Source organism: Exiguobacterium sp. s181 (assembly GCF_018617125.1).
Lineage (GTDB): Bacteria > Bacillota > Bacilli > Exiguobacteriales > Exiguobacteriaceae > Exiguobacterium > Exiguobacterium profundum.
In genome coordinates, this window is record NZ_JACSJM010000004.1 from 110,708 (window position 1) to 135,570 (window position 24,863).

31 protein-coding genes, 3 tRNA genes and 1 pseudogene are annotated in these 24,863 nt (G+C 46.4%); 15 read left to right on the forward strand and 20 right to left on the reverse strand.

Annotated features, from left to right (window positions below):
- Position 1: 1 nt before the first annotated feature.
- Positions 2 to 361, reverse strand: a complete 360-nt coding sequence (locus KNO70_RS13500; protein ID WP_031421018.1) for a hypothetical protein — start codon at positions 359 to 361, stop codon at positions 2 to 4.
- 137 nt (positions 362 to 498) lie between these two features.
- Here KNO70_RS13500 and KNO70_RS13505 point away from each other — a divergent pair.
- The 4 genes from KNO70_RS13505 to KNO70_RS13520 all read left to right on the forward strand — a co-directional run bounded on the left by KNO70_RS13505 (position 499) and on the right by KNO70_RS13520 (position 2,233).
- Positions 499 to 572: transfer RNA gene (locus KNO70_RS13505), tRNA-Gly, on the forward strand.
- Positions 573 to 587: 15 nt separating this feature from the next.
- A tRNA-Gly gene (locus tag KNO70_RS13510) sits at positions 588 to 661 on the forward strand.
- 156 nt (positions 662 to 817) lie between these two features.
- Positions 818 to 1,618, forward strand: a complete 801-nt coding sequence (locus KNO70_RS13515) for an MBL fold metallo-hydrolase (protein WP_078146317.1) — start codon at positions 818 to 820, stop codon at positions 1,616 to 1,618.
- Between the two features lie 408 nt (positions 1,619 to 2,026).
- On the forward strand, positions 2,027 to 2,233 hold the full coding sequence (locus tag KNO70_RS13520; protein WP_015880796.1) for a DUF3006 domain-containing protein: 207 nt from the start codon (positions 2,027 to 2,029) through the stop codon (positions 2,231 to 2,233).
- Between the two features lie 51 nt (positions 2,234 to 2,284).
- On the opposite strand, the gene KNO70_RS13525 is transcribed toward KNO70_RS13520, so the two are convergent.
- Positions 2,285 to 2,851, reverse strand: coding sequence for a TlpA family protein disulfide reductase (locus tag KNO70_RS13525; protein ID WP_240499783.1), 567 nt, complete (start codon positions 2,849 to 2,851; stop codon positions 2,285 to 2,287).
- Between the two features lie 75 nt (positions 2,852 to 2,926).
- Here KNO70_RS13525 and KNO70_RS13530 point away from each other — a divergent pair, with 75 nt between their 5' ends.
- Complete coding sequence (locus KNO70_RS13530; RefSeq protein WP_078146315.1) at positions 2,927 to 3,781, forward strand: aldose 1-epimerase family protein; 855 nt, start codon at positions 2,927 to 2,929, stop codon at positions 3,779 to 3,781.
- A 37-nt stretch (positions 3,782 to 3,818) separates the two neighbouring features.
- Here KNO70_RS13530 and KNO70_RS13535 read toward each other — a convergent pair whose 3' ends face one another.
- The 3 genes from KNO70_RS13535 to KNO70_RS13545 form a co-directional block, all read right to left on the reverse strand.
- A complete protein-coding gene (locus KNO70_RS13535) occupies positions 3,819 to 4,037 on the reverse strand; it encodes a PspC domain-containing protein (RefSeq protein ID WP_074037769.1) in 219 nt (72 codons plus the stop codon).
- Positions 4,038 to 4,057: 20 nt separating this feature from the next.
- Positions 4,058 to 4,765, reverse strand: coding sequence for an SDR family oxidoreductase (locus KNO70_RS13540; RefSeq protein WP_074037770.1), 708 nt, complete (start codon positions 4,763 to 4,765; stop codon positions 4,058 to 4,060).
- A gap of 79 nt (positions 4,766 to 4,844) precedes the next feature.
- Positions 4,845 to 6,041, reverse strand: a complete 1,197-nt coding sequence (locus KNO70_RS13545; protein ID WP_251030125.1) for an LCP family protein — start codon at positions 6,039 to 6,041, stop codon at positions 4,845 to 4,847.
- A gap of 196 nt (positions 6,042 to 6,237) precedes the next feature.
- On the opposite strand from KNO70_RS13545, the gene KNO70_RS13550 reads away from it, so the two are divergent.
- Complete coding sequence (locus tag KNO70_RS13550) at positions 6,238 to 7,152, forward strand: hypothetical protein (RefSeq protein WP_078146313.1); 915 nt, start codon at positions 6,238 to 6,240, stop codon at positions 7,150 to 7,152.
- A 178-nt stretch (positions 7,153 to 7,330) separates the two neighbouring features.
- Here the strand turns inward: KNO70_RS13550 and KNO70_RS13555 are convergent, their stop codons facing one another.
- Positions 7,331 to 7,558, reverse strand: coding sequence for a hypothetical protein (locus KNO70_RS13555; RefSeq protein ID WP_031421006.1), 228 nt, complete (start codon positions 7,556 to 7,558; stop codon positions 7,331 to 7,333).
- 271 nt (positions 7,559 to 7,829) lie between these two features.
- Here KNO70_RS13555 and KNO70_RS13560 point away from each other — a divergent pair, with 271 nt between their 5' ends.
- On the forward strand, positions 7,830 to 8,702 hold the full coding sequence (locus KNO70_RS13560; RefSeq protein WP_214685535.1) for a hypothetical protein: 873 nt from the start codon (positions 7,830 to 7,832) through the stop codon (positions 8,700 to 8,702).
- Between the two features lie 65 nt (positions 8,703 to 8,767).
- On the opposite strand, the gene KNO70_RS13565 is transcribed toward KNO70_RS13560, so the two are convergent.
- Positions 8,768 to 9,139 carry a hypothetical protein gene (locus KNO70_RS13565; RefSeq protein ID WP_214812721.1) on the reverse strand — a complete coding sequence of 124 codons (372 nt, stop codon included), beginning with the start codon at positions 9,137 to 9,139 and terminating at the stop codon, positions 8,768 to 8,770.
- Between the two features lie 102 nt (positions 9,140 to 9,241).
- On the opposite strand from KNO70_RS13565, the gene KNO70_RS13570 reads away from it, so the two are divergent.
- The gene (locus tag KNO70_RS13570; RefSeq protein WP_078146311.1) at positions 9,242 to 9,655 is read left to right on the forward strand and encodes a VOC family protein; all 414 of its coding nucleotides are present in this window, start codon (positions 9,242 to 9,244) and stop codon (positions 9,653 to 9,655) included.
- Positions 9,656 to 9,666: 11 nt separating this feature from the next.
- On the opposite strand, the gene KNO70_RS13575 is transcribed toward KNO70_RS13570, so the two are convergent.
- The gene (locus KNO70_RS13575; RefSeq protein WP_074037775.1) at positions 9,667 to 10,713 is read right to left on the reverse strand and encodes an NAD(P)/FAD-dependent oxidoreductase; all 1,047 of its coding nucleotides are present in this window, start codon (positions 10,711 to 10,713) and stop codon (positions 9,667 to 9,669) included.
- Between the two features lie 168 nt (positions 10,714 to 10,881).
- Here KNO70_RS13575 and KNO70_RS13580 point away from each other — a divergent pair, with 168 nt between their 5' ends.
- A complete protein-coding gene (locus tag KNO70_RS13580; protein WP_074037776.1) occupies positions 10,882 to 11,436 on the forward strand; it encodes a methyltransferase family protein in 555 nt (184 codons plus the stop codon).
- Between the two features lie 36 nt (positions 11,437 to 11,472).
- Here KNO70_RS13580 and KNO70_RS13585 read toward each other — a convergent pair whose 3' ends face one another.
- Positions 11,473 to 12,282, reverse strand: a complete 810-nt coding sequence (locus tag KNO70_RS13585) for a DUF368 domain-containing protein (RefSeq protein ID WP_214689126.1) — start codon at positions 12,280 to 12,282, stop codon at positions 11,473 to 11,475.
- 73 nt (positions 12,283 to 12,355) lie between these two features.
- Complete coding sequence (locus KNO70_RS13590) at positions 12,356 to 12,931, reverse strand: GNAT family N-acetyltransferase (RefSeq protein ID WP_214812722.1); 576 nt, start codon at positions 12,929 to 12,931, stop codon at positions 12,356 to 12,358.
- A gap of 100 nt (positions 12,932 to 13,031) precedes the next feature.
- Here KNO70_RS13590 and KNO70_RS13595 point away from each other — a divergent pair, with 100 nt between their 5' ends.
- On the forward strand, positions 13,032 to 13,781 hold the full coding sequence (locus tag KNO70_RS13595; RefSeq protein WP_214812723.1) for a sugar nucleotide-binding protein: 750 nt from the start codon (positions 13,032 to 13,034) through the stop codon (positions 13,779 to 13,781).
- 38 nt (positions 13,782 to 13,819) lie between these two features.
- On the opposite strand, the gene KNO70_RS13600 is transcribed toward KNO70_RS13595, so the two are convergent.
- Positions 13,820 to 15,061, reverse strand: coding sequence for a cytochrome P450 (locus KNO70_RS13600; RefSeq protein WP_214685529.1), 1,242 nt, complete (start codon positions 15,059 to 15,061; stop codon positions 13,820 to 13,822).
- A gap of 87 nt (positions 15,062 to 15,148) precedes the next feature.
- Here KNO70_RS13600 and KNO70_RS13605 point away from each other — a divergent pair.
- A pseudogene (locus tag KNO70_RS13605) lies at positions 15,149 to 15,514 on the forward strand (potassium channel family protein).
- A gap of 17 nt (positions 15,515 to 15,531) precedes the next feature.
- Here KNO70_RS13605 and KNO70_RS13610 read toward each other — a convergent pair.
- Both KNO70_RS13610 and yidD read right to left on the reverse strand, forming a co-directional pair.
- Positions 15,532 to 16,884, reverse strand: a complete 1,353-nt coding sequence (locus KNO70_RS13610; RefSeq protein WP_214685527.1) for an alanine/glycine:cation symporter family protein — start codon at positions 16,882 to 16,884, stop codon at positions 15,532 to 15,534.
- Positions 16,885 to 17,013: 129 nt separating this feature from the next.
- Entirely contained in the window at positions 17,014 to 17,283 is a 270-nt protein-coding gene (yidD, locus tag KNO70_RS13615) for a membrane protein insertion efficiency factor YidD (protein WP_214812724.1), read from the reverse strand.
- Between the two features lie 192 nt (positions 17,284 to 17,475).
- Between yidD and KNO70_RS13620 the strand changes: the two genes are divergently transcribed.
- Entirely contained in the window at positions 17,476 to 18,264 is a 789-nt protein-coding gene (locus KNO70_RS13620; protein ID WP_251024998.1) for a pyrroline-5-carboxylate reductase family protein, read from the forward strand.
- Between the two features lie 36 nt (positions 18,265 to 18,300).
- Here the strand turns inward: KNO70_RS13620 and KNO70_RS13625 are convergent, their stop codons facing one another.
- The 6 genes from KNO70_RS13625 to KNO70_RS13650 all read right to left on the reverse strand — a co-directional run bounded on the left by KNO70_RS13625 (position 18,301) and on the right by KNO70_RS13650 (position 21,169).
- The gene (locus KNO70_RS13625; protein WP_214689120.1) at positions 18,301 to 18,999 is read right to left on the reverse strand and encodes a DUF554 domain-containing protein; all 699 of its coding nucleotides are present in this window, start codon (positions 18,997 to 18,999) and stop codon (positions 18,301 to 18,303) included.
- Positions 19,000 to 19,150: 151 nt separating this feature from the next.
- Positions 19,151 to 19,223: transfer RNA gene (locus KNO70_RS13630), tRNA-Val, on the reverse strand.
- Positions 19,224 to 19,310: 87 nt separating this feature from the next.
- A complete protein-coding gene (locus tag KNO70_RS13635; protein WP_015880774.1) occupies positions 19,311 to 19,868 on the reverse strand; it encodes a GNAT family N-acetyltransferase in 558 nt (185 codons plus the stop codon).
- Positions 19,869 to 19,939: 71 nt separating this feature from the next.
- Complete coding sequence (locus KNO70_RS13640; protein WP_214812725.1) at positions 19,940 to 20,254, reverse strand: DMT family transporter; 315 nt, start codon at positions 20,252 to 20,254, stop codon at positions 19,940 to 19,942.
- Positions 20,251 to 20,595, reverse strand: a complete 345-nt coding sequence (locus KNO70_RS13645; protein WP_214812726.1) for a DMT family transporter — start codon at positions 20,593 to 20,595, stop codon at positions 20,251 to 20,253. Before KNO70_RS13645 ends, KNO70_RS13640 begins: the two co-directional genes overlap by 4 nt.
- Complete coding sequence (locus tag KNO70_RS13650) at positions 20,588 to 21,169, reverse strand: TetR/AcrR family transcriptional regulator (protein ID WP_015880771.1); 582 nt, start codon at positions 21,167 to 21,169, stop codon at positions 20,588 to 20,590. The genes KNO70_RS13645 and KNO70_RS13650 overlap by 8 nt, the downstream gene beginning before the upstream one ends.
- A gap of 114 nt (positions 21,170 to 21,283) precedes the next feature.
- Here KNO70_RS13650 and KNO70_RS13655 point away from each other — a divergent pair, with 114 nt between their 5' ends.
- Positions 21,284 to 22,066 carry an alpha/beta hydrolase gene (locus tag KNO70_RS13655; RefSeq protein WP_214812727.1) on the forward strand — a complete coding sequence of 261 codons (783 nt, stop codon included), beginning with the start codon at positions 21,284 to 21,286 and terminating at the stop codon, positions 22,064 to 22,066.
- 40 nt (positions 22,067 to 22,106) lie between these two features.
- Here KNO70_RS13655 and KNO70_RS13660 read toward each other — a convergent pair whose 3' ends face one another.
- Positions 22,107 to 23,345, reverse strand: a complete 1,239-nt coding sequence (locus KNO70_RS13660) for an aminopeptidase (protein WP_214812728.1) — start codon at positions 23,343 to 23,345, stop codon at positions 22,107 to 22,109.
- A gap of 112 nt (positions 23,346 to 23,457) precedes the next feature.
- Between KNO70_RS13660 and KNO70_RS13665 the strand changes: the two genes are divergently transcribed.
- Together KNO70_RS13665 and KNO70_RS13670 are read left to right on the forward strand one after the other, a co-directional pair.
- Positions 23,458 to 23,865, forward strand: a complete 408-nt coding sequence (locus tag KNO70_RS13665; RefSeq protein WP_074037788.1) for a YkvA family protein — start codon at positions 23,458 to 23,460, stop codon at positions 23,863 to 23,865.
- Positions 23,866 to 23,942: 77 nt separating this feature from the next.
- Positions 23,943 to 24,809: a YitT family protein gene (locus tag KNO70_RS13670; protein WP_015880767.1), complete on the forward strand. Its 867-nt coding sequence runs from the start codon at positions 23,943 to 23,945 to the stop codon at positions 24,807 to 24,809.
- The last annotated feature ends 54 nt before the right edge of the window (positions 24,810 to 24,863 follow it).

Sequence of the window (24,863 nt, forward strand, 5' to 3'; positions counted from 1 at the left end):
CTTACTCCCCCTTCACTTGTTTGAGCGCATCGACGAACGTTTCCCATTCTAGGTTGTCACAAACAACCTTATTTTCCAATCCCCATTCTTCATCGATTGTCAAACGTACTTCGTTCGATTGTGCGTGACGGGTGACTCGAAGATCTCCTATTTGAATCATATCCGGATGAATCTCAAACGTCATACTTGGTAATCCGACCCACTTGATTCGATTCGTTCGTAACACAACCTGCCATTCTTGTTCATGATGGATCGAAAACGTCCAACTTCGGAGAGACACCGTCGTGTTCGTTTGTTTCGATTGTTTCAACATTCGAAACCCTTCACCCATCAGTCGTAAATATGATTTTCGCTCACTCATATTTCATTTCTCCCCTTTTTTCTATTATCTGCGTTGTGAATAGGATTCTGCAACCTAAAAAGTTTTTTAAAAAAGGGTTTGCAAATTCCATCGTATATGCTATTATATCAAAGTAACGTTAAGAGTTAATACGTTTCGCGGGTGTAGTTTAATGGTAAAACCTCAGCCTTCCAAGCTGATGACGAGGGTTCGATTCCCTTCACCCGCTCCATATTTTTTCTTTGATGCGGGTGTAGTTTAATGGTAAAACCTCAGCCTTCCAAGCTGATGACGAGAGTTCGATTCTCTTCACCCGCTCCAATATCGACATATACGCGAGAGGATCTCGCACACATACACTGCACGGTTGAGACCTTGCAAAAGCAGAAAGTCACACGACTTTCTGCTTTTTTGTTGTTCCGTCTATTGTTTTGGGGAAAAGAGTGATTGAATCCATACAGACAAGGAGGAACTACATTGATTCAAGCGAAGCTGCAATCTTTTACCGTATACGAAAGCGCGTTGATGCGAACGACATCGACCCTCATCGATACACCAGATGCCCTTTTGTTGATTGACCCGACCTGGCTCCCGGAAGAAATTGCGACAATCCGTCGTGACATCGAATTACACCGTCGGAATCGGCCGCTTTATGTCATCTTCACACATCATCATTTTGACCACATCATCGGAGCTTACGGCTTTGCAGATGCCACCACGATTGCCTCACAGGCTTTCGTCGATGCCGACTCATCTGACCAATTAAATGAGATTCGCAAGTTTTATGAACAATATTATATTGATCACCCGATTCAAAAACCGGACATCGACCTGGTCATCCAACCCGATCAAACGCTTTTAATCGGTTCAGTGCCCGTGACCTTCCTCTCTACACCGGGCCATGACGCGACACATATGTCGGTTCTCATCGAATCCATGAATCTTCTCGTTTGTGGAGATTATGGGTCTAATGTCGAGCCACCGTTTATCGAACACGACCCAACCGCCTATCTTGATACGCTACAAACCATACAATCACTCATCTACGAACATGAGATTCGTTGGTTCGTACCAGGTCACGGTGACTTGTGCGACAACCGAAGTCACATGATTGAGCGATTGAGTGCGGCGGAAGAGTATATCTTGGCACTCCCTGAAGAACGCCACTGGTCTCCTGCATGGCCAAAGCACGCCTTTTTTGACCGTGTTCATGAACGGAATCGAAAGATGGTGGAACAAAAAGAGACCGATCGCCGGTCTCGACAACAAGATATATAAAAAAATCGCAACGTCTCCCCAAGACGTTGCGATTTCCCCCTATGTAGACCTATTTCTTTGTGACGCGTTCTGAGCGGACCGTGAACATACGGTCAACCCCATAGATCGTTACTCCCGTCAGAGCGAGTAACCCAATCATTGCAGAAGAAAACATGACCATCCCCCCATTGTTCACAGTTTCGTCATAATCACCCCGTGGTTTCATTATAAAAGACCATTTCAAAAAAAGAAAGCGTTTTCTTCAAACTTTCTTCACATTTCCCGCATTTAACCTCTATCGTTTTTTGATACAACGTCCCTATAGTGATTAGACAGACACGTGTAAAGATGTGTAGCTTTTGTGGAATTTGGGAATACATGATGTAAGGATAAAAAGAGACAGAAGCTGCTCGTCGAGGAGGAAGAGGTATGATTAAGTACGGTACATTGGTACGAATCGAGGGAAAATATGCCGTGTTGAGATGGAACAACGGCTCAAGTTTCATCCCTAGACGATTCCTACCATCCGAAGCACGTGTTGGTGATACAATCATTCGAGACAACCATCATTACTATCTTGAAGAAGATATGACCCCTAACTTTGACGCATTGATCAAGCAACACTATAAAAGCTGAACGGTCTGCCCTCTCTAACCGGGCAGTTCGTTCAGCTTTTTTTCGATTGAATCATTCTGAGATGTCGTCGATTTGTTGCTGAAGCCATGCCTCGTCTACCGGACCCGTTTTTTTCGCCATGATGATCCCTTTTGCATCTAGAACGTACGTCGTCGGTAATGCGACAACTCGATATTGTTGCTCGACAGCGGCCTCTTCATCTAGCAAAATCGGAAAATCAACGGGATACTCATCTAGGAATGCCTCCACGTCCTCTTTTCCTCGTCGCTCATTTTTGGTGACGTTCACACCAAGTACTGGGATGCCTGTCGCTTCTTCAAACGATACGAGTTCAGGAAACTCATCCCGGCACGGCGGACACCAAGAGGCCCAGAAGTTAATGACGACCGGCTGTCCTTGGAACTCAGAAAGGGTCAAATTCTCCTCATCTAACGTATTCAAAGTGAAGTCCGGGGCTTGTTGCCCCACTTCAAGTCCTCCTAATACCGATTCATTTTGGACGATCGGAACCGCTTCTTCTTTCTTTTGTGTCATCATATATTCCTCGTAGCCTTTATATGCGAGGCCAGCAATCAATAGAAGGATCAGCGTTCCAATACCAATTCTTTGTAAGCGCATCATTTACCCCTTGTTTGTTTTACTTAAGATTTCTACACTTAACTTATCATAAACCCGTAAAGGAGCGTATGGATTGTGCAACTTCAAAACGAGAAAATACAGATAACCTTAAAGGCACAAGGTGCTGAGATGACGAGTTGGAAAGTATCCGGAACTGAACTCTTATGGCAAGGGGACCCGACCTATTGGGGACGACAAGCCCCGATCCTCTTCCCGATTGTCGGTCGATTGCTCGATGATCAATATGTATATGAGGGAAACACCTATACGATGAGTCAACACGGATTCGCTCGGGACGCGATGTTCGAAATCGAATCTTCGACTGCCACGTCGGTCCGCTTCACATTGAACGATACATCGGAATCACGTCAACACTATCCATTCCCATTCACACTGACCGTGTCCTATCAACTTGTGGGCGAAGAAGTGATTGTGACGTATCGCGTCCATAACCCGGGCGAAACGACGTTACCGTTTAGCATCGGTGGTCATCCTGCATTCAATATTCCGTTCATGGGCGGGACATTTGAAGACTACGTGATCGATTTCGGCGAAATCCGCTCCCTCGATCGCTATTTGCTCGAGGGCCCTTATTTAACAGGCGCGTATCAACCACTCGGAGAACGTCAGTATATCCCCCTCACTCGGTCGTTATTTGACGACGATGCACTCATTTTTGAGAAAATTGAGTATGCTGCACTCCGACATCAACCAACCGGCGCAGCCATCGTGATGGAGAGTCCCTCTTTCACGCATTTCGGCATCTGGTCTCCGCCGCAGAAAGACGCTCCGTTCGTCTGTTTGGAACCTTGGTTCGGACATGCGGATTATAAAGGCCATCGAAAAGATTTCCTACACAAAGAAGGGATCCAACTCCTCCCACCAAACGAAACGTTCGAAGCGAGTTATACATTATATATGGAAAACTAAAAAATCAATCCGACGTCTTGTCGGATTGATTTTTGATTTAGAAGCGATCGTCTTGTTCGGCTTCATATTCTGACACCGGCTTTTTCATGATGAGTGCCAGAATGATATAAATGAGGAGTCCCGGGCCACCGAGAAGCGCCATCGCCACGAATAGGACTCGCATAATGGTGACGTCCACCCCTAGATAGTTTCCAAGCCCTGAACAAACACCGGCAATCATTTTATTGTTTGGGTCTTTATAAAGTTTCCGTTCCATATCATCTTCTCCTCAACTCATTATGATCGTTGTGGTCGACGTAATGTCGTTCTTCCGCCGTTCGCAACCTCTCCACGCCCTTCAAAGTCGAGCGCTTCATTAATCGGTGTGCTACCAGACTTGATTTCGATTCGGCGACCGTACAGACCTCGGTTGTCGAGAGACGCTGCGATGACAGTCGCGACATCGGTTTCGGAAATCGTCGCACCATCCGCATCACTCAAGTCCTCTGATGCTTCGATTGAACCTTTACTCGGTTCATCAACAATGGTCACTGGGCAAATGATCGTATAGTTCAAACCGCTATGTTCGATATACTCGTCAGCGGCATTGTTAGCTGACAGAAAGTTAAAGAGTTCTTTCGGTGCAGCGTTCGGTTGATCAGCGCCATAGGCACTGAGTAAGACAACATGACGTACCCGTTCTTTCTTAGCGGCATCGATGGCATTCATCGCAACGTTTCGGTCAAGCAGTTCAATTTCAGTGCTCGAACCATCCGCGCCAGCAGTTGCCGCGATAATAACGGCATCTTGTCCACTTGTCGCCTCATGTACTTTCTTCTCGAGTTCTGTCTCGACATCAACCGTCAATACGTGTGCACCCATTTTCTCGTACTCTGCTTGTAGTTCAGGATAACGAATTAAAGCGGTCACTTGATGGGTTTTCGCCAGGCTTTTCAATACACGTTTCCCGATCTTTCCTGTTGCTCCAATGACTAAAACTTTCATTCAAATTTCCCTCCTCAAAAGAGTAGTTCATTTGTTTAAATTTCCTCTTTCAAGTCAGAATCAAACCCTTTTCTTAAAATTATCTGACAGTACCCCAGACAGATAAATCAAGGGCGTCTCGAATCGCCTGCACGCTCTCTTCTAACGGTTCATAGTAATACACGTTATTGATATAAGCATCTTGACCCTCGACTTGCATCTTATTTACCTCAGGATTCGAAATCATCGTCAATCCGACAGATGCCATTTGCAAGACGTTCATCTCAAGTCCCATTTCTTCTTTCATGAAGCGGTACGTCGCCGGAATTTTTGTCCAACCTGAAGGGCTTGCCAGCTTTTCAGCGACAGCTGTCATGACCTCCGTTTGACGATTCGAACGCGCTCCGTCTGTATCCGATTTACGGTGTCTCGCATACGCCAAGGCCATGTCTCCATCCATTGCATAGGAAACACCTTCTGTATACTCATACGTCTGGTTGAACCCTTTCTCGCTAAACGAATGCGTCGCCGTGACATTCACCCCACCAATCAAATCAATCAATTCCATGAACGATTCGAACGTGATGACGACTTGTCCATCGACTGAGGCATCGGTTAGCCCTTCCACGGCACCAATCGTACACTCTGCGCCGCCGAACGCGAACGCATGCGTAATTTTGTCACCTTCCCGTTCAGGTTCACATGGAATCGCTGTATACGTATCACGTGGAATCGATACGTTCTGAACAGTCCCAGAACGTGGTACGAACTCCATCAACTGCAGGGAGTCTGTACGAGATCCTGACAACGATTCCCCTACCCGCGCATCGCTCCCCATAATGAGGAATGTGAATGGAGCAGTCGCAAAATATCCAACAATGAGTAGCATCGCAAGTAGGAAAAGGACAGCTTTCCCTTTCCATTTACGCTTTCGTTTCGTTGGTTGTTTAGACGCATGATCCATTTCTCGTTTAGCGGGAGTAGATGGTTTCGATTGTCTCGTCGTCTGTCGGGATGTTGGACGAGATGATTTCCGTTTCGAAAATAATGAAACCCGGGGCAGTCGTTTCCGACTTGACTTTGCCGTCCCATTTTTCGTCCTTGGAGATTCTTTCGTTTGTTCATTTAAAAAGGGATGTTCGGATTGGCGCGTTACTCGTTCACGCTGTTGTTCAGATTGTGCATGTATAGATGGATCGTCCGCTTGACCATGGTCCACACGAGACGATTCGATTTCTTGTTGTTCTAATTCGCGCTTTCTACGTTCGACACGCGATAAATGTTGTTCATCTTTCATCATTATGATCCTCAACTTTATCAATTTTTCTCTATTATCCCGAACCAGCCATCATCTGACAACGTTTCTTACGAAAATCCGTCTTAAGCATGAGAGCGAATGGTTGTTTCAGATGAAAAGCGGGAAAGGAATGATAATTGGTTTCTGCCCAAATCGAGATTGCCTACGAAAAGTTTGACTGAAAGGAGGAGAGCTGATGCGCATCGGAAAGTTACGCGTATTGTTAGAGCAGTATGGCGAGGCGACGTTACGCGATTTGCTCGTCGAAATGTACCGTCATACTCCTAAAGATGTGATTGATGATCAAGATTTTGATTTTATGATCAGCCAATTCACGCGCTATAAAGAGAAAAAAAATTCTGAAGAGCGACATTCGCTCTCGCAAACCATCACCTTGGCTGAACGGTTTGTTGATTCTGCGTACGAACATTTGTACATTCGTCCGAATCAAGTCATGTCAGAACGCGACCAAAAAAATTGGTACATTCATGCTAAAAAAATCATTCGCGATTTAGCACATTACGCCGAGGAATACACAGAAGCACGTACGATGTATGAAGAAATGTTTTACCTCCTCTCTACATCAGCTGGCGAAGAACCGCTCTTCTCTACGAGTGACCCGTTTCGCCTTTTAAAAATTTCACAAGTCACCATGCTCAAGCAACTCATTCACTACTATCAGCTCGATGCCCCGATTGATACCGTTTGGATTGACCGCGCCCTATACACCGCACTCTACGTGCCAAAAGATGTTGATTCTACACGAATTGATTTACTCTCAACGCTACCCATCGAACACAGTCATGCCAATACAAGAAAACTCCTTCACTCCCGTCTCTTAAAACTTTGCGATCGGATGTTAGAGAAGTCCCAAACAGAGGATACCGCGCTCGAAAACTATCAAGCGCTTAAAATGTTAGAACTCCGCCTTCTCGTCGCTGAAGGGAATTTGAAAGAAGCGGAACAAAAATTGTTCTCTGAATATATCCCATTCTTTTCTCATCGCTCCGAACCATTTCGGGTATATGTCGACTTTTTAGAGAGTCACGGACACACTAGTGAGACGAAGCGCTTAAAACGAATTGCTAAAGAAAAGCGAATCCGATTTTAAAAAAAGGGAGTCAATCGATGGGATCGATTGACTCCAATACATGATATGAACGAGGGGTGTTCATTTGAAAAGGAGGACAGAAAGTTGGTGCAGAACTTTCTTCCTACACATATAAGTATAAGGGAACGATTGTAACCGTTACCAAATCACTTATTGCATTTTTGTGAACGTTTTCACGTTATTCAATCGTGTTCATCATGCCAAGTCCGATGACAGATAACAACACAATTAATACGAACAAATACACCATTTCATTCGGCGATTGAAATCCTTCATGAATTTCTACATCTTCTTCGACAATGATATTTTCATGAATGACGACCGGTTCTGTCTCGGCCATGGCTGCAGACGGTGTTACCGTCAACCAAAGCACAGAAACCAGAATCAGTTGATAAATGTATTTCATCATATACTCCTACTCCGTGTTTTCATTGTGTTTAAGTATAGCACGTCTCAACCGTTCGTTGCGCTGACATTTGATGAATCTCACAGATGAACGATGAAACGAAATCCATTTCATCGTATTGGGCGGATATGTTCTATTTTACTCGAACCTTTTTCTTACGTAATTGATTTTTTCTCGAGTCAGTTTTCATCATACTGCCACACCCCACGATACAAGATAGCGCTTACAATTTATTTGTACTTATCATTTGATAAAGAAAGAAGGATTCTTCGTGAAACGAGCGCTACGTTTTGTAGAATGCAGGCAATTACCGTTACATGAGCGTATTTCCATTCAGTCGCTATATCCTTTAAGCAAGGCCCCTTTGCTTCTCTCCCTTCCCTCGCATCATCACGTCTACGTCGCACTCAATCGAGATACCCCACTCGCTTCAATCGTCGCAAACGACGAACAGCTTGAAACGGATCATGCCATTCGCCTCTCTCAAGCCACATATGGTGATCGTCACGTCTTTCGCGGACTACTTCATCGTTTGATCTATGTACGAAGTCGAGAAACAAAGTACCCGATTACGTACTATCTTCAGGAAGAGGATTCTCATAATCAAGACAAGCATCGAATATATGAAGCAGCAGGGTTTCAAGTATTTCATCAAACCAAAACGTATCATCTACCATTCATCCCTTGCGAGAAAGCAACCCATACCAATTGGACACTCGAATTGGTGGACTATTCAAGAAGAGCAGATTGGCTCACATTTCGAAATGAACATTGTCATCTCCTTCCGGGTGCCATTTCGATGACAGATGAACAATTCGCACGAGAAGTTCGCCAGCAAACATTGTTCTATTCCGTGAAGTGGAACCGACAAGTGATTGGAATCATGAAAGTACGCTTACATATGTACCATATTTCAATACAAGAGATGCACGTTGACTGTGACGAGACTTTATTGCGGGAAGCTATTTCATTCCTTCAACAAAAATTTTTCTACATGTTCCGATACATTGAAGAGGCACATATTTCAGCAACAAGTTTGCAACCTGATTTGAGTTATACACTTCGTCGTCACGGCGCCCAAATCTCGAGTATTTGTCGTTATACGTACATACTACAGGCACCACCGACCCCGATTTATTCCTAAACAATCAAAAGACGTCGAGCAAACCAACTCTTTCTCAAAGGAAAAAGTTGTTCATTCGACGTCTTTTATTCTGTAGCAGTAGTCGACTCCATCGCTAGAGGCGGCATCGCTTCAAACAGTTCTGTCCGAAGCCCCGTATCTCTCAAATCGAGCGATTCAATCCGATCGAACTTAATTTTGCGATCGACGACATTGAACCAATACGTAATATTTGGTTCATCTTTAAAACGAATCGCATAATTCGACCCATTTAAATGAAAGTCGACCTCGGTAGACAGCAACTCGGTCGGACCAATCTGTTTATGGGTCGTTAATCGTTCAAGGACAACCTGTTCTTCATTGATGCGATAGTCGACAAACGTCGCAAGCGAGAGTCCAAACACAAATGATACAAAGGCGAAAGTGCCCACCAAACCCATCGTGATTTTTCCGTTCATTTCGCTGTCCCTCCCTCTCCTATTATATCGGATAGGCTTGAAACGTTGTGAAGTGACATTTTGTTCAACTTTAGGCAAACTGAAGCAGAAGGAGGAATGTACATGCATATCGATCATACTGGGATTGCCGTTCGAGACTTAGACGAGGCGATCACATTTTACACGACGGTCTTAGGAGGAAAACTCGTGGACCGCTATACGAACACGGCCATCGGGGTCGAGACCGAATTGGCCGTCATTCATATTGGAGAGGATGTCATCGAATTGTTGCGTCCGACTAGTAAGACGAGTCCGATTGCCCGGTTCATGAAAGCTCGAGGGAAGGGTGTTCATCATATCGCCTATCGTGTCGACGATTTGGACGAAGCGATGGCCGCTCACAAACAAAATGGCATCACCTTTTTAGAAGACACGCTGCGTACGACCGTGAAAGGTAGACGCTTAATCTACATGGACCCGCGTCATTCAGGCGGTGTGATTACCGAGCTTTGTGATTATCCTAGAGAAAAGCAGTAAGAGTGGTCCTCTTACTGCTTCATCATGGTTTCTTCTATGATTTGACGATTCTTCTCTTTTAACCGTTCATTATGAGAGGACACCATTGCGGTAGCATTCGCATTCGGGTCAATGTATGTTTTGGCCCGGTTCACCGCATTCGCAGCATCTTGAAACGCTCCAGCGATGAGATGTACTTTCCCTTCATGCGTGAGAATATCACCGGCAGCGTACAATCCCGGTATGGATGACTCGCTACCTGAATTCCCTTTCACATAAAACCCATCCTTCATCTCGACCTGCAATTCGCTGTTCCGAAGCAACTCCGCGTCTTGTTCATATCCGTGATTGATGACCACTTCATCGACCTCGATTACGCTCGTCTCTCCTGTTTCGACATGAGTCAAAAGAACTTGTTGAATCGATTTCCCATCGTGAGAAATCAAATCCGTCACTTTTGATCGTGGGCAACAGTCGACTCGACCCTGTTTAATTTTTTCAACTTGTGCTTCATGTCCACTGAGTTCTTCTTTTCGATACGTCAGCACGACCTGCTCTGCAATCGGCTCGAGCGCATTCGCCCAATCGACTGCACTATTGCCGCCACCCGATATCAAGACGCGCTTTCCTTTAAAGCGTTCAAGTGATTTAACCGTGTAATGGAGGTTCGACAATTCGAACCGCTCCGCCCCGCTCACTTCAACCTTATGCGGTTTGAGGATCCCGCTTCCTGTCGCAACGATGACGGTTTTGGAAATGTGATGACCGTTCGTCGTGTCGATCCCGAACAAATCGTCTGAACGCTTAGAGATCGACTCCACCTTCTCGCCAAGAAGGACCGTCGGAGAGAAGGTGAGACCTTGCTCGACGAGTTGGTCGATCAGTTTTGCCCCAGTCGTCGGTAGGAGACCACCTACATCCCAAACCATTTTCTCTGGATAGACATGTACTTTCCCGCCTAAAAAAGGTTGAAATTCGATAATTTTCGTCTTCATACCTCGTAAACCGCTGTAAAAAGCGGCATACAATCCAGCCGGTCCCCCACCGATAATCGTCACGTCGAATACTTCCTCGTTCATCGTCGCACCCTTCCTCTCTATATACGTAAAAATGATAATCATTCTCATTAGATGATAACCTGTTTTGGTCACTTTGACAATTTTTTTCGAATATCGTCCTGATGGATTTGGTTTTTCTTATGCGTAGGTCGGGTAATGAAACATGAATTAAAAGGGAGGATGTGCGTGATGAATTGGATGGATGTCCTATTAATCGTCGTATCATTTTTTTGGCTAGTTGAGACGTGGCGATTTCGTAACCGAAAAGAGGCAACAGACGGGGCTGTCGAGCGGAAGAGCTTTTACTTTGTAGCGACGACGATGATTGGCGTCTTCGTGTTGTCTATGATCTCTTCGCTTGTTTTCGAATCACAGCCTTCGACAGTTCAACGAATCATCGGACTTACTTTTTACATAGCCGGCGTGTCGTTACGTTATTGGGGGATTTTACATTTACGTCATCAATTCACACGACATGTCGTCGTCCGACCGGAAGACGAACTCGTCAGCTCGGGACCGTATCGTTACTTACGCCACCCTCTTTACACAGGGTTGTTATTGATTACGTTCGGATTCTCGCTCTACTTTATTCATTGGGGGATCGCACTGATTGGCGCGGGTCTCACCTCGCTTGCGTTACTGTACCGCATTCGAATCGAGGAAGGTATGCTCATTCGCCATTTCGGTCAGTCTTACCAATCCTGGTCGAAGACGCGCAAGCGCCTCTTCCCCTTCATCTATTAAAAAGGAATCCGGCTCATCGCTGGACTCCTTTTTCATTTAGACAGAATATTTGCTGAGTAATCGGACGACGATGACCCCCGCGATGAATGCGACGATACTGAGTATCCACATGACTCCAGAAGCTGGTACACCCGGAAACACGACGGCGAGTGAGCCGATGACCAATCCGATAATGACGGAGAACGTCATTCCCGGGAAATTCGCCAATAAGTAACGAATGACTTTACTACTTACAACGAACCCGACGGCCACTCCAGCACCGACAATCCCGATAATCAACAGATTGAAGTTTGAGATGGCGCTGATGACGGTCGGATAAACACCAATTAACAACAAGACGAATGAACCGCTAATTCCAGGAAGCAACATCGCCATGCTGCCCAACCAACCGGAGAAGAATAAGAGAAGCGCCGTCCCGAACGTCACGTCTGTCATAATCGACGAATCAACCGGATTCAGAAATGCCATACTCGCGACAAGGATGGTTGCGACAACCATGGCAATGACATGGACCGGACGAATCGATGCGCGTGATTTAAATTCCACGAATAGAAGTGGAATAATCCCTAAAATCAATCCGATAAAGAAAAATTGTGTCGGTGCATAATACTCCAGCAATAAGTATTCAATAACTCGACTCAGTGCGATAATGGCTGTCCCCATTCCAATTGCCAATGGAATCAAGAACCCGATATATTTTTTCCAATATCGGCTAAATACGCCGCTAATCGCTTCGATGAGTTGATCGTAGATGCCTAAAATGACTGCAATGGTACCACCGCTTACACCAGGGATTAAATCACTCGTCCCCATGGCCATCCCTCGCCAAATGTTCTTCCACTCCATAATGTATCTCCTTTACGTATATCTTTCCTCAAGCACTTAGTATAGTCGAGAAAAGAAGTTTGCGCATCCGCTTTTAGACTGAGAAAGGAGTCGAATTGATTTCTTTGATCATATAGTCAAATCTCGCCCCAGAAATGTTGATTTCGTTTTCCTTATGGAAGCCGAGACGTGTGTATAAGCGATGTGCCGCAGGATTTTCTTGATCCACGTTCAATGTAACGGCGGGCACACCGCGTTCTTTCGCAACGAGACAAACGTGTTCGATTAACTTCGTCCCGATTCCACGACCTCCATACGCCTCTGCGACAGCCAGTGAATCAATGTATTGGACATAACCTTCCGTTTCAACGTCCACCTCTTCTCCACTTCCATGCGCCGTCAACCATTCTCGAATCGGTCGATCCAATTCTTCTGCCTTATCCCCACGATACGAGATGATCATTCCGGCAACTTCTCCTTCAAAATCCGCCACCCAGATGTTTTCGTGACTTAAGCGGTTATTTGGTTTCTCTACCCACATCGCCAGTCGCTCTAATACCTCAGACGTACCCGTTGATGCTGTCAACGTGTACGCAATCTCATGGATCGCTTGATACATGAGTGGTGCAATTTGTTTACTATCTTGTTTGGTTGCTTGTCGAATATTCATGATTGATCCCTCCATCATCCAGTCTAGCATAGCCCGGCACATCGGTTGTTTGTCCACACTCGTTTTGTGGCATCATATAGAGTGAAAGGGGCGAATCGAAATGAAAGCTATTCTTACAGGAATGAACGGTACAGTGGCACCCGTTGTTGCCGAAACGTTGCAGCGCCACGGAATTGAAGGGATTGCGTGGAATCGCGAGCAAGTGTCCACGACAAACGAAGAGGAAATGCGAGAATTCATCGAGCGCATCCGACCGGACTACTTTTTACATATCGGTATGGGCGCGGTGAAGTGGGCCGAGACGCTCGCTCGTTTATGTGGTGAGGCGAAAATCCCTTTCCTGTTCACGAGCACGGTTTCAATTTTTTCAGATGAAGTGACCGGACCGATTTCCCCAGATACGCTACCAGATGCCGAGGATGACTATGGAAAGTATAAGCGTGAGTGCGAACGTGCGATTATGAACGCCAATCCTGGTGCTCAAATCGTTCGTCTCGGATGGCAAATCGGGGATGAGGCCGGATCGAATAATATGATGGACTATTTTACGAACGAGATGAAGCAACGAGGGGTCATCCAAGCGAGTGAGCATTGGTATCCATCATGTTCATTTTTAGTAGACACGGCAGACGCGCTATTTGAAATTTTGACTAAACGTGGACCGGGCATCTATCAGTTAAACGGAAATGCGAACTATTCCCTATACGACATCGCCGTCGGACTAAAAGAGCTTCATGACACCGACTGGCAGATTGAATGTACCGATGAACCGAAACGGGATAATCGAATGATCGATTCATCGGTCTCGATTCGTCCCATCTCCAAACACCTAAATTTGCAAACGAAGTAAATTCAAAGTCGCCTACTCCCATCGAGTAGGCGACTTTTTTATTGATTTCGAGTTAGATGAGTCAATCGCAATTTACTTTTCGGCAGACTCGGCATGTCTACAAAACTATAGCTTAAGTCTTGAGGCGGGACCGTGTAGGCGTATTCCTTAGTAAACAACTCAATGACTTGTGCAAGAATTGCAATGGTCACATGTTCGCCGGCACATCGATGTCCAAAATCTACATCTCCCCCACCTTGCGGAATAAAGTTAAACGGACTCTCGTTCCAATCTTTAAAACGAGAGGGATCGAATCGATCCGGCTCCGTCCAAATAGAGGAGTCATGATTCGTACCGTACAAATCAAGAAGCGTCAGCGTCCCTTCCGAAAATGCATAGCCGTCCCATTCAAAATCGGTTTTGACACGAGCTGCCGCTACAGGGAAAAATGGATAAAACCGTCTCACTTCCTGGACAAATTCTGTTTTCGAGACCTCTCCCCGCTCTACCTGCTCTTTTACATCCGGGAACTGATGTAAAGCTAAGACAGTGAAGAGGACATACACCGAGATTGCGACAGTCGGGCGTAAAATGTTCAATACTTCGACCGCCACGACGTCTTCAGGTAATAACTCTCCGGATTCATCCCGGTGCCACGAAAATTCGTACAGCGCCGTATGTTCGTTCGGCAATAATCGATTCGACCGCACTTCTTTTACCATCTGACGAATCCAGGCTTCAGCGGAACTTCGTGCCTTCCGACCTTGTAAATACGTCGGACCAAGAGACGTACCCGATTCAAATAATAACCTCATCTCTTCAGTGCGCTTCCCCACTTCTTCTTTCGCAAGTGGAACTCCCGACCATTCACACACGGCCTTCATCAACACTTCTTGTGCAATATCGTATAAGACGATTTCCTCTCCCATTCGTTCAATCTGGTTCCACTCACGATATGTCAATCGGAGCAATCGATCTATATTTTCTTTTGTCATCAATGACATGAACATATGTTTTCGATGCGTATGTGCCGCACCATCTAGTGTTTGGACCCCATCTTCTCCAAACAAGGTTTTCAATAGACGTTTCGGAGCAGCATCCTGACGCCTGAATTTGTCTGCATCATAGAACACTTCTGCCGCCTCTTCGCCTCCAAGGCAAATCACGCGCTCCCCGAGCAGGCGCGACTCAAAGATATTCGACTGAAAACTTTTGCGTCGATTCGCGACAAACAAATATCCTTCCCGTAAAAAATCGACACTATGGTCGAGACCTTCTTGTTTCGGTATGACTTTCCCCATCCAACTCACCCTTTCTCTTTTTTCGAACTATAGAGGATGTTCCCCCGTTTTTAGAGAACAAACCTAATATTGAAAGGAGCGAGCGACATGTTGCCTTTCTTACTGACATTGCGTCGAATTGTACGCGGAGTCTGGTGTGGTCTCCGTGACCCTGAGTTCCAAGTCTTATTCAGTCTTGCCTTCCTTACCGTCCTCTCCTGTACACTTTTTTTACACCCGGTTCGAGGAGATGCGTTGGTTGGACGCACTTTACTTCAGTGTCATCACCCTAACTACCATTGGATATGGTGATTTTGCCCCACAGACCGACATCGGAAAATATTCACCATCGGATATGTATTGACCGGGGTGGGCATCATGGTTGGCTTTATCACAAAAGTGTTTGATCATTTACAAAAAGCACGACTCGATGAATTAGAAGCAAAACAAAAGACGCCACCCTCTGATTCATAAGGATGGCGTCCTTTCGTTTAGGAAACTTTCCGATTTTCAATTTCAAGCTGTTGGTTGAAACGCTTCGTCTCGGCAATGACAACACCCGACAAGAACAAGAGACCAATCAAGTTCGGGATGGCCATTAAGCCGTTGAAGACATCCGATAACGCCCATACCAAGTTCAAGTTTGTCGTCATGGCACCGAGTCCCGCGACGAGTACAAAAGCAATCCGATAGGGAAGAATCGACTTTTGTCCGAACAAGTAATGGATGGAGCGTTCGCCGTAATACGACCAACCGAGCACGGTCGAATAGGCGAACAAAACGAGCCCGATTGTGACAATATAACCGCCGGCTGGTCCGAGGAACAGTTCAAATGTAGCTGAAGTCAATTCGACCCCTTCAAGTCCTGTCTCGATTTGACCACCCATGACGAGTGTCAATCCTGTCACCGAACAGACGACAAGCGTGTCCAAGAAGACTTGAGTCATCGAGACGAGCGCCTGACGACCCGGCATATCTGTTTTCGCTGCCGCTGCTGCGATCGGAGCAGAGCCAAGACCTGCTTCGTTCGAGAAGACACCACGTGCCACCCCGTATCGAATGGCAGCTCCGATGGCCCCTCCACCGATTGCTTCTGCACTGAACGTACTGCTAAAGATGAGTGCGAACGCATCCGGAATCAGTGAGTAATTCATCACCATGATGATGAGACCGCTACCTAAGTAGAAGGCAATCATGACGGGGACGAAGTAACTGACCACTTTCCCGATGGAACGCACGCCTCCGAGAATGACCGCTCCTGTAAAAATCATAATGAGAATCCCTGATATGTAAAGTGGTACGTCAAACGTTGTTTTGAGCGCAAGCGCGACCGAGTTCGTTTGGACCCCGTTTCCAATACCGAACGCCGCAATCGATGCGAATGCAGCAAATGCTACTGCTAACCATCGTTGATTCAACCCTCGTTCTAGATAGTACATCGGTCCACCAGCCATTTGACCGCGCTCATCAGTGACCCGATACTTCACGGCAAGAACTGCCTCTGCGTATTTCGTTGCCATCCCAAAGAAACCGGACACCCACATCCATACGATGGCTCCCGGTCCTCCTAATACGACCGCTGTCGACACCCCGACGATATTCCCCGTACCGACAGTCGCCGCCAGAGCGGTCATGAGCGCCTGGAAGTGACTGATGTCCCCTTTAGAGGATTGATCCTGATTTTTCGAAAACGCCAATTTCAACGCATACGGTAATTTGGTGATTTGAATTCCACCTAGACGCACCGTCAAGTAAATGCCTGTCCCCACAAGCAAAATCAAGAGCGGTGGTCCCCATACAAAGTTGGACACCGTACTCACCCATTCACTAAATGATTGCCCCATACAAAGTATCCCCTTCCCCCGAAAAATAGTGTACACCTCTATTTTTTCAGAATACTTAGAACAATGCAAAAGTATTGTACTAAAACAACTGATTCATTGTTTGTTCTGTACAAAAACAGCGAGACGAACTCAATCGTCTCGCTGTGACTCAGGTTTCTTTCGTTGTAAAGGCGCTTTCCAATCAAATGTATCCGGAACATAATCGAGCCCGCCTGGATGAAACGGCTGACAGCGAATGAGTCGGCGAGCGGTTAAATAACTGCCTTTGACAGCCCCATGTTTTTCGATTGCTTCGATTCCGTAGTGCGAACAGCTCGGATAAAATCGGCACGTTGGCGGCTTTAATGGTGAAATAAAACGCTGATAACCTTGAATCCCTTTTACTAGTACACGTTTCACACGATTTCGCCTCACTCTTTTGAATTAGTGCCATCATAGCGCGATTTGAAACGTTTGTCATGTTCGTCGATTCCTATGTCAAATCATTTTCCATCTCTTTACAAATGAGCAGGATGGGCGATATTCGAGTGTATGTTTGTTATGATAGTCAACATAACTATTGACCGAATCGAAAAGAAGAGGTGACGAATGATGAATCAACTACTAATGGTCGGTGCAGGATCGATGAGCGAGGCACTCGTTCGCGGGTGGATCGACTCGGGCATCGAACCGACACACATCACAATGACAAACCGAAGTGACCGGGAGCGTTTACTCTTCCTACAAGATGAACTCGGCGTTCAAATCGTCGAGGACGAAAACGTGAACGACTATGACATCGTCGTATTAGCGATGCAACCAGATGGCGTCATGCCATATGTAGAATCGAAAGAATGGAAGACACCGTTACTCGTCTCGGTCGCGGCACATATCGAACCGAGCCAGTTAGAAGAGGCTTCAGGGTTACCAGCCGTATGCGCCATGCCGAACACGCCTGTCGCCTATCGGAGCGGGATGACGGGTCTATGGTTCGGTCCAGAAACTGATGAGGCTGATCGCGCAAAAGCGACTTCTCTCTTTGAACGGGTCGGACGAACGGCCGTCACCGATGCGAAGACGATGTCGGCCTTTATGGCTGCTGCCGGGTGCAGCCCGGCCTTCTTCTATGAAATCGTGGGTGCGATGACGCCCGTCCTAACGGATGTCGGTTACGATGAACAGACAGCGCGTCAAATTGTCGCTCAAGCGATGAAAGGCTCCGCTGAGTTGTTGTCTCATGAAACACGGAAGACGAATGAACTGATTGCCGACGTGGCCGCTCCAGGCGGACCGACAGACCGAGGCGTCGGCGTGCTTCAGGAACGGAACCTTGCTGACGTGATGGCTTCAGCCTTGCGTGAAAGTGCCAAAGAAGATCATGAAACGATCGAGAAACCATAAAAAATGGATGGAAGCGACTCGCTTCCATCCATTTTTTCAATTGATTGTATGTATGATGGACACAATCAAACCCACCACTAAAATCCCCGGTAATAAATTGGCCACGCGAATTTTAGTGATTCCAACCAAGTTCAAGCCAATCGCCACAATCATGACTCCACCGGTCGCGGTCATCTCTAAAATAAAGCTGTCCATGAGCGACTCCGGAATGAACTTCATGATTTGAATGGCGAGTAACGCGATTCCGCCCTGATACAGTAACACTGGAACTGCTGAAAACATGACCCCAATCCCAAGTGTCGAACTTAACACGAGGGCCGTAAAACCATCAATCAACCCTTTCGTGTATAACACGTCATGATCACCACGTAACCCGCTATCGAGCGCCCCGATAATGGCCATCGCCCCGATCACGAAAATGAGCGTGGCCGTTACGAATCCTTCCGCTACACTCGATTGACTCCCAAGGCGCCGTTCGAGCCGATAACCGACTTCATTCAATAATTCATCTAACTTCCACCATTCCCCGAGCGCAGACCCGACGACTAGACTTCCGATGACGATTAAGAAGTTCTCACTTTTCATCCCCATTTGAATCCCAAGCAAGATGACCGCAAGCCCGATTGCCGCCGTCACCGTCTCTTTCATACGCTCCGGAATGCGGTGAAATAAGAGACCTAGCAATGCCCCGATGACGATTAGTCCGGCATTGACGAGGGTTCCCGTTAGCACCATGTCGCATTCCCCGTTTCATTATGTATTGTAAAGGAATATACCAATTGCTTTCGTGCCATGTCAATATACAAAAAAAAGAGCCACTTCTCGCAAGAAGTGGCTTCACGGAAACCCATGTTCCGGTGGGTTTCTCGAGGGTTTGGCACCCAAGTGATTCTGACTGGGCTCGAACCAGCGACCTCTACCCTGTCAAGGTAGCGCTCTCCCAGCTGAGCTACAGAATCAGGTCGTGTCCTCTCTTAAGGACACTATTAATATATCAAGAAACTATTGAGTTGGCAACAACTTTTTTTATTTATTTAGAGACTTTTTTATCGTGTCATTTGTTGACGGTCGATATGTCGACATAACCGCTCCAAGTCACCCGCATAAACGGAGACGAGCATATCCTTATAGAATGTATCTCGATCCCAGTGAAGACCATTCGCCTTAGCGACACGTTGAGATGGAACGTTGTCCGGATGAATCAGAGAAATAATCTCCTTCTCGCCTTCCGTAAAAGCATGCTGCATCAGACGCGCAGCGGCTTCTCGGCCATATCCCATGTGCCAATGCTTCGGTGACAACCAATACCCGACTTCCAACTCGATTTTACCGTCCAATTCATGCAATAACGTACCTGCGTGACCGATCGGTTCATCACTGTCAAATGTCATGAGCTTCAGGAGACCCGTTTGGCGTCCTGTCTCATAGCGGGCCAATTGACGTTCAAACCACTCAATCGTCTGTTCGTCAGTATACGGTCTCCCATCCGGACTGATGAAGCGCATCACCCGAGGATCTTGGAGAAGCGATTTGACAAAATAGAAATCAGAAAGCGTATACGGTTCAAACCGCAAACGTTCGGATTGCAACTCGACAAGATGCATCGTTTTCCGCCCCTTTCTTTCATCTCATAATCTGAATTATTAAATTCCCGTTTTCAGCACATTTCAACCCTTTAGGCCACAACTTTTAATCCGACCACACTCCCGATAATCAACGTCAAATAAAAGATGCGCCAACGACTTTTCGATTCGTTCAAATAGAGCATCCCTAAAATGACGCCGCCGGCCGCACCGATACCTACCCAGATGGAATAGGCAAGACTAAGAGGAATGACCTCAAGTGATTTCGATAACCAATAAAAGCTGAGCACAAACGATAAAATTGATGCAATCGACCATTTTAAAATCTGGTATCCTTTCGATTTCCCCATAAAGAAAACGGCTGTCATTTCAGCAATTCCTGCTCCAATCAGATAAACCCAACTCATGCCTCTTCCCCTCCTTTCACTTGCTTCAATCCGATGATGCCGATAATCAACGTCGTCACAAGGATTAGTTTCCATCCACTAAGCCCCTCGTCAAATAAGAAGGCACCAACTATGACTGTGCCGACCGCTCCGATTCCTGTGAATACGGCGTACCCCGTACCGGCAGGGAGCGTCCGAAACGCTTTCGCCAATAATCCGAAACTAAGAATCAATAACACGATTGTCCACAATGTCGGACCTAAAACCGTGAAGCCTTCAGACAGCTTCATCGTCGTCGCCCAGACGATTTCGAGTAGTCCTGCAAACAGGAGGGAAATCCATGCACCCTTCTCTTTACTCATCCCAACCCACCCCTTTCTTGAAAATTCGAAACGCAGCTTGTTGTCGCATCTCCCGATCCTCTTCAAATGTGAATAACGACAGTAAGGCGCCATCTAAAAAGCAATAGTACGCAGCATATAGTTCATCGAGCGATTGTACCGGTAAATCGCCACGCTCCATCGCCAGTCGAAATTGTTCTTTCTCAAATCGTTTCAGCTTGGTTTCGACCGTCCCGATGACTTCCTCGATATACTCTCGAAACTCCGGGGGAGGGACAAGTAACATTCGTTTCGTCAACATCCATGTCTCATGATCACTAAAGAAGGACGTGAGCGTGTTGACGATTGACTCGATTCGTTCTAAAGGTGGTCGTCCTACCGTATCGTCACAAGTTGTCTGCCATACTTCTTCGTAACGATTCGCCATGTCTGTGACGACTTGTTTGAACAATTGTTCTTTCCCATCGATATGGGCATATAAAGACGGCTTGCGAATTCCTACATCTTCCGCTACTGCCGCTAGTGACAACCCTTCGTAACCTTCCCGTGCGAAGCGTGTGCGAGCAGACTGCATGATTTTTTCTTTTGTATTCATGTCATTCACTCTCCTTGTCTTACACTCTAACTAACGAACGGTAGGTAGTAAAGTCAAGCAATTGTATTTTGGTTCATGATTCTCCACAATACAAGTAGAAAGAGGTGACGAAAGATGATTGAACAATTGAACGTGTCGATTCCGACGGAGAAGGTACGTGGTCAAAAGCGGATTGTCCGCGTATTTCGACCAGACTGGGTCGACATCAACACCCCGCTTCCTGTCCTGTATATGCATGATGGACAAAATGTGTTTTCTGGAAACACTGCTACATATGGAGAAGGCTGGGAAATCGATCGTTGCATCGATCTGCTACGACTCCCGCTCATGGTCGTCGCCATCGCGAGCGCCCCGAACTGGCTGGACCGTTATGATGAGTATTCATATGAGGAAGATGAGATGCTGTATCGACGGATCGGACCCGAATTGGCAAGAAGTCGTCTAACACTCGGTGGCCGAGGCCGTATGTATACAGATTGGCTCATGAACGAATTAAAACCACGAATTGACAGCGAGTACGCTACTGACCCAGAAGATGTCGGGGTCATGGGGAGCTCGATGGGAGGTGTCATCTCTCTATACATGATGGCGACCTATCCTTCTATTCGACGTGTCGGCTCCCTCTCCACTGCGGCATGGGCCAATCTTGATCCATTGATCCGAGAAATGAAACATTCTGAGTTCGCCGGTAAACTATATATGGACATTGGCACAAATGAAGAGAGCGGGCCTATCACTCCAAGCGACTACCTATTCACGAATGCGAAACTGATTGACGTCATCGTGCAAAAAGGAATCGCTTTCCGATATGAAGTCGAACCAAATGCGATTCACAACGAATCGGCCTGGCGTCGCCGCTTGCCTCACGCATTGCGCTATCTATACGATTGCACGTAAAAAGAGCGAATTCCGTAACTTTCGGAATTCGCTCTTTTGTTTAGATGACCCAGTTCCCGTCACGCATGATTGCTTCACGCGTCCCATCTTCCCGTTCACCATCGATATTCATTTCGGCTGAACCAATCATGAAGTCAACGTGTGTCATCGAGTCGTTCGCACCGTTCGCCGCGAGCTCTTCTTGTGACATCGAAGGACCCCCTTCGAGACATGTCGAGTACGCACGTCCGAGCGCCAAGTGACACGATGCATTCTCATCAAACAACGTGTTATAGAAGAGAAGACCAGAATTCGAGATTGGAGAATCATCCGGAACGAGCGCTACTTCACCGATACGACGCGCACCCTCATCCATATTCAACAATTCATCAAGAGCCGCTTGCCCTTTTTTCGCCTCCGCTTTGACGACTTTCCCACCTTCAAACCAAAGGGTGAACTCATCAATCAAGTTCCCGCTGTAGCTGAGTGGTTTTGTACTCGATACGTGACCTTCCACAGAATCTTTATCTGCGAGCGTGAAGACCTCTTCCGTAGGCATGTTTGCGATAAAGTCGATGCCATCGACGTTCGGGCCGCCACCGCCAAGGAAGACGTGTTTTTTCGGAAGTCCGATCGTCAGTTCCGTCCCTGGCGCTTTGTAATGAAGCTTCGCATATTTCTTCTCTGTCAACAGCTTCGCACGGCTACGGAGTGATTGATCGTGTTTATCCCATGCCGCGACGACATCTTCTTGATCCATCCGTGTCGCTGCGAAGATGGCTTGCCATAATGCTGCAACCGCATCATCACGTCCCGGGAATACTTTTTGTGCCCACGCTTCTGACGCACCTGCGATGATTGACCAGCTCACATTGTCGCTCATCACATATTGACGCCACTTCGTGAGCGCTTGTCCTGCTGCACGGTTCGCATCCGAGATACGTGACGATTCCACGCCATTCAACGCATCCGGGTCATCACTGACGATTGACAAGAATGCCGTCTTCTCTTCAGCCAATTGCTCAAAACGGGCCTTCAACCAATCTGGAAACTCTTTGAATGAATCCGCTGGTGCATTGAAATAACGAATTTTCCCTGTTTCTTCGTCGCTCCAGTTGACGAATACTTGCTTCGCTCCTGCCGCATAAGCAGCCTTCACCACGTGACGGACGAGTGGTGCCTGACTGATGTCAGCACGTACTTCTAATTGTTGACCAGGTTGAATGTTCACACCTTTTTTCACCGCTAATTCTGCATAGCGTGCGAAATCTGCCTCTGTCGGCATCGAAATCTTAGACATATGTATCGTTCCTCCTTTTCAGTTATCTTTATTTTCTTAAATTTCAGGAAAAGTTGCAACCAATGTGCAAAAACGGGCATATTAGTAGATGAAGAAAGAAGGAGGAATCCAAATGGCAGATTGGAAAACAACATACACACACTTTTTAAAACAAGCGAAGGAAGACATCCGCGACCGAGAACAATTGGGCGACTTGCTCGTTCAAGGTGAACGCGCACTCGCAAAAGTCACAGTCGATGTGGCATCCAATGAAATCAGTAACATCGAGCGTGAAGAAGAACTAACACTTTACTTCCAGATGAAACAAATGCTGAATATGTTACGCGCGCTTTACAATGAACAATTTGAGATGCAACCCGATAAACAAGAGGAACTTGTTGCGGCCATCCTATATTTCGTCTCCCCATTCGATGCGATTCCAGACGATGTCCCACTCGGACTTTTTGATGATGCTCAAGTCATCGATTACGTACATGAGCAATTAGCGAGTGATATCGATCGATTCCATAATGACATGTGAGACTTGAAATGACGTAAAAGTAGCAGTACGCTTGCAGAAGACTTACAAAAAGGAGGCGTCAGGCCTAGCCATTATCTATGTATGCAAAATCTCGAAAACGGGTTGCCCTTGAAACGGTACTGTTTATCATTGCCGGGACAATCCTTCAGTCTGTCTTTGTCAGCTTACTGCTCAAACCAAACGAAATCGGTTCTGGGGGAATCGTCGGAATCACGTTGATTACGAATGAACTGTTTGGAACTCCCATCGGTTTGACACAGCTCGTGCTTAATATTCCACTCTTTTTATTGGGACTAAAATATTTGGGACGTCGATTTATCTTGATGACGGGAATTGTCGTCGTACTTTCCTCTATCCTCATCGATAGTTTGCCAGTCTTGATTCCCCCGACCCCACTCGATGATCCGCTCGTCGCTTCGGTGTTCAGCGGAATCGTTTCAGGGCTTGGACTCGCACTTCTCCTCTTTGCAGGAGCTTCCACCGGTGGACTCGACATTCTAGGGAAAGTCATCTATATGAATAATCGAAACTTGTCGTTGCCTAAAATCTTTCTGACACAAGACATCATCGTCTATGTGTTGGTCTTCATCGTCTTTGACATCAAAGCTGTCATGTACGCGCTTGTGTTAAGCTTCGTCAGATCCCGAACGCTGCTTACGATTCATAAATTCTTCGCTGCCCAAAAGCAATGCTTCATCATTTGTCAAAAAGCAGACGAAATCAATTTGGTCATCAAGCAGAATTTGAAACGGGGCGTCACCATCATGGATGCGACAGGCGGATATTCGAACGACTCGAAAAAAATGCTGTACGTCGTCGTCCAGAACAATGAAATCCCACGCCTTCGTCAAATCGTGTCTGAAATCGATTCTGAGGCATTTGTCACTGTGTCTGAAATCGATTCAGTCGTCGGGAACTTTAAAGAACACTCCTATACACTGTAAATCTAAAATTTTCGACAACAATATAGATTGTTGTCGATTTTTTTGTGTAATCTT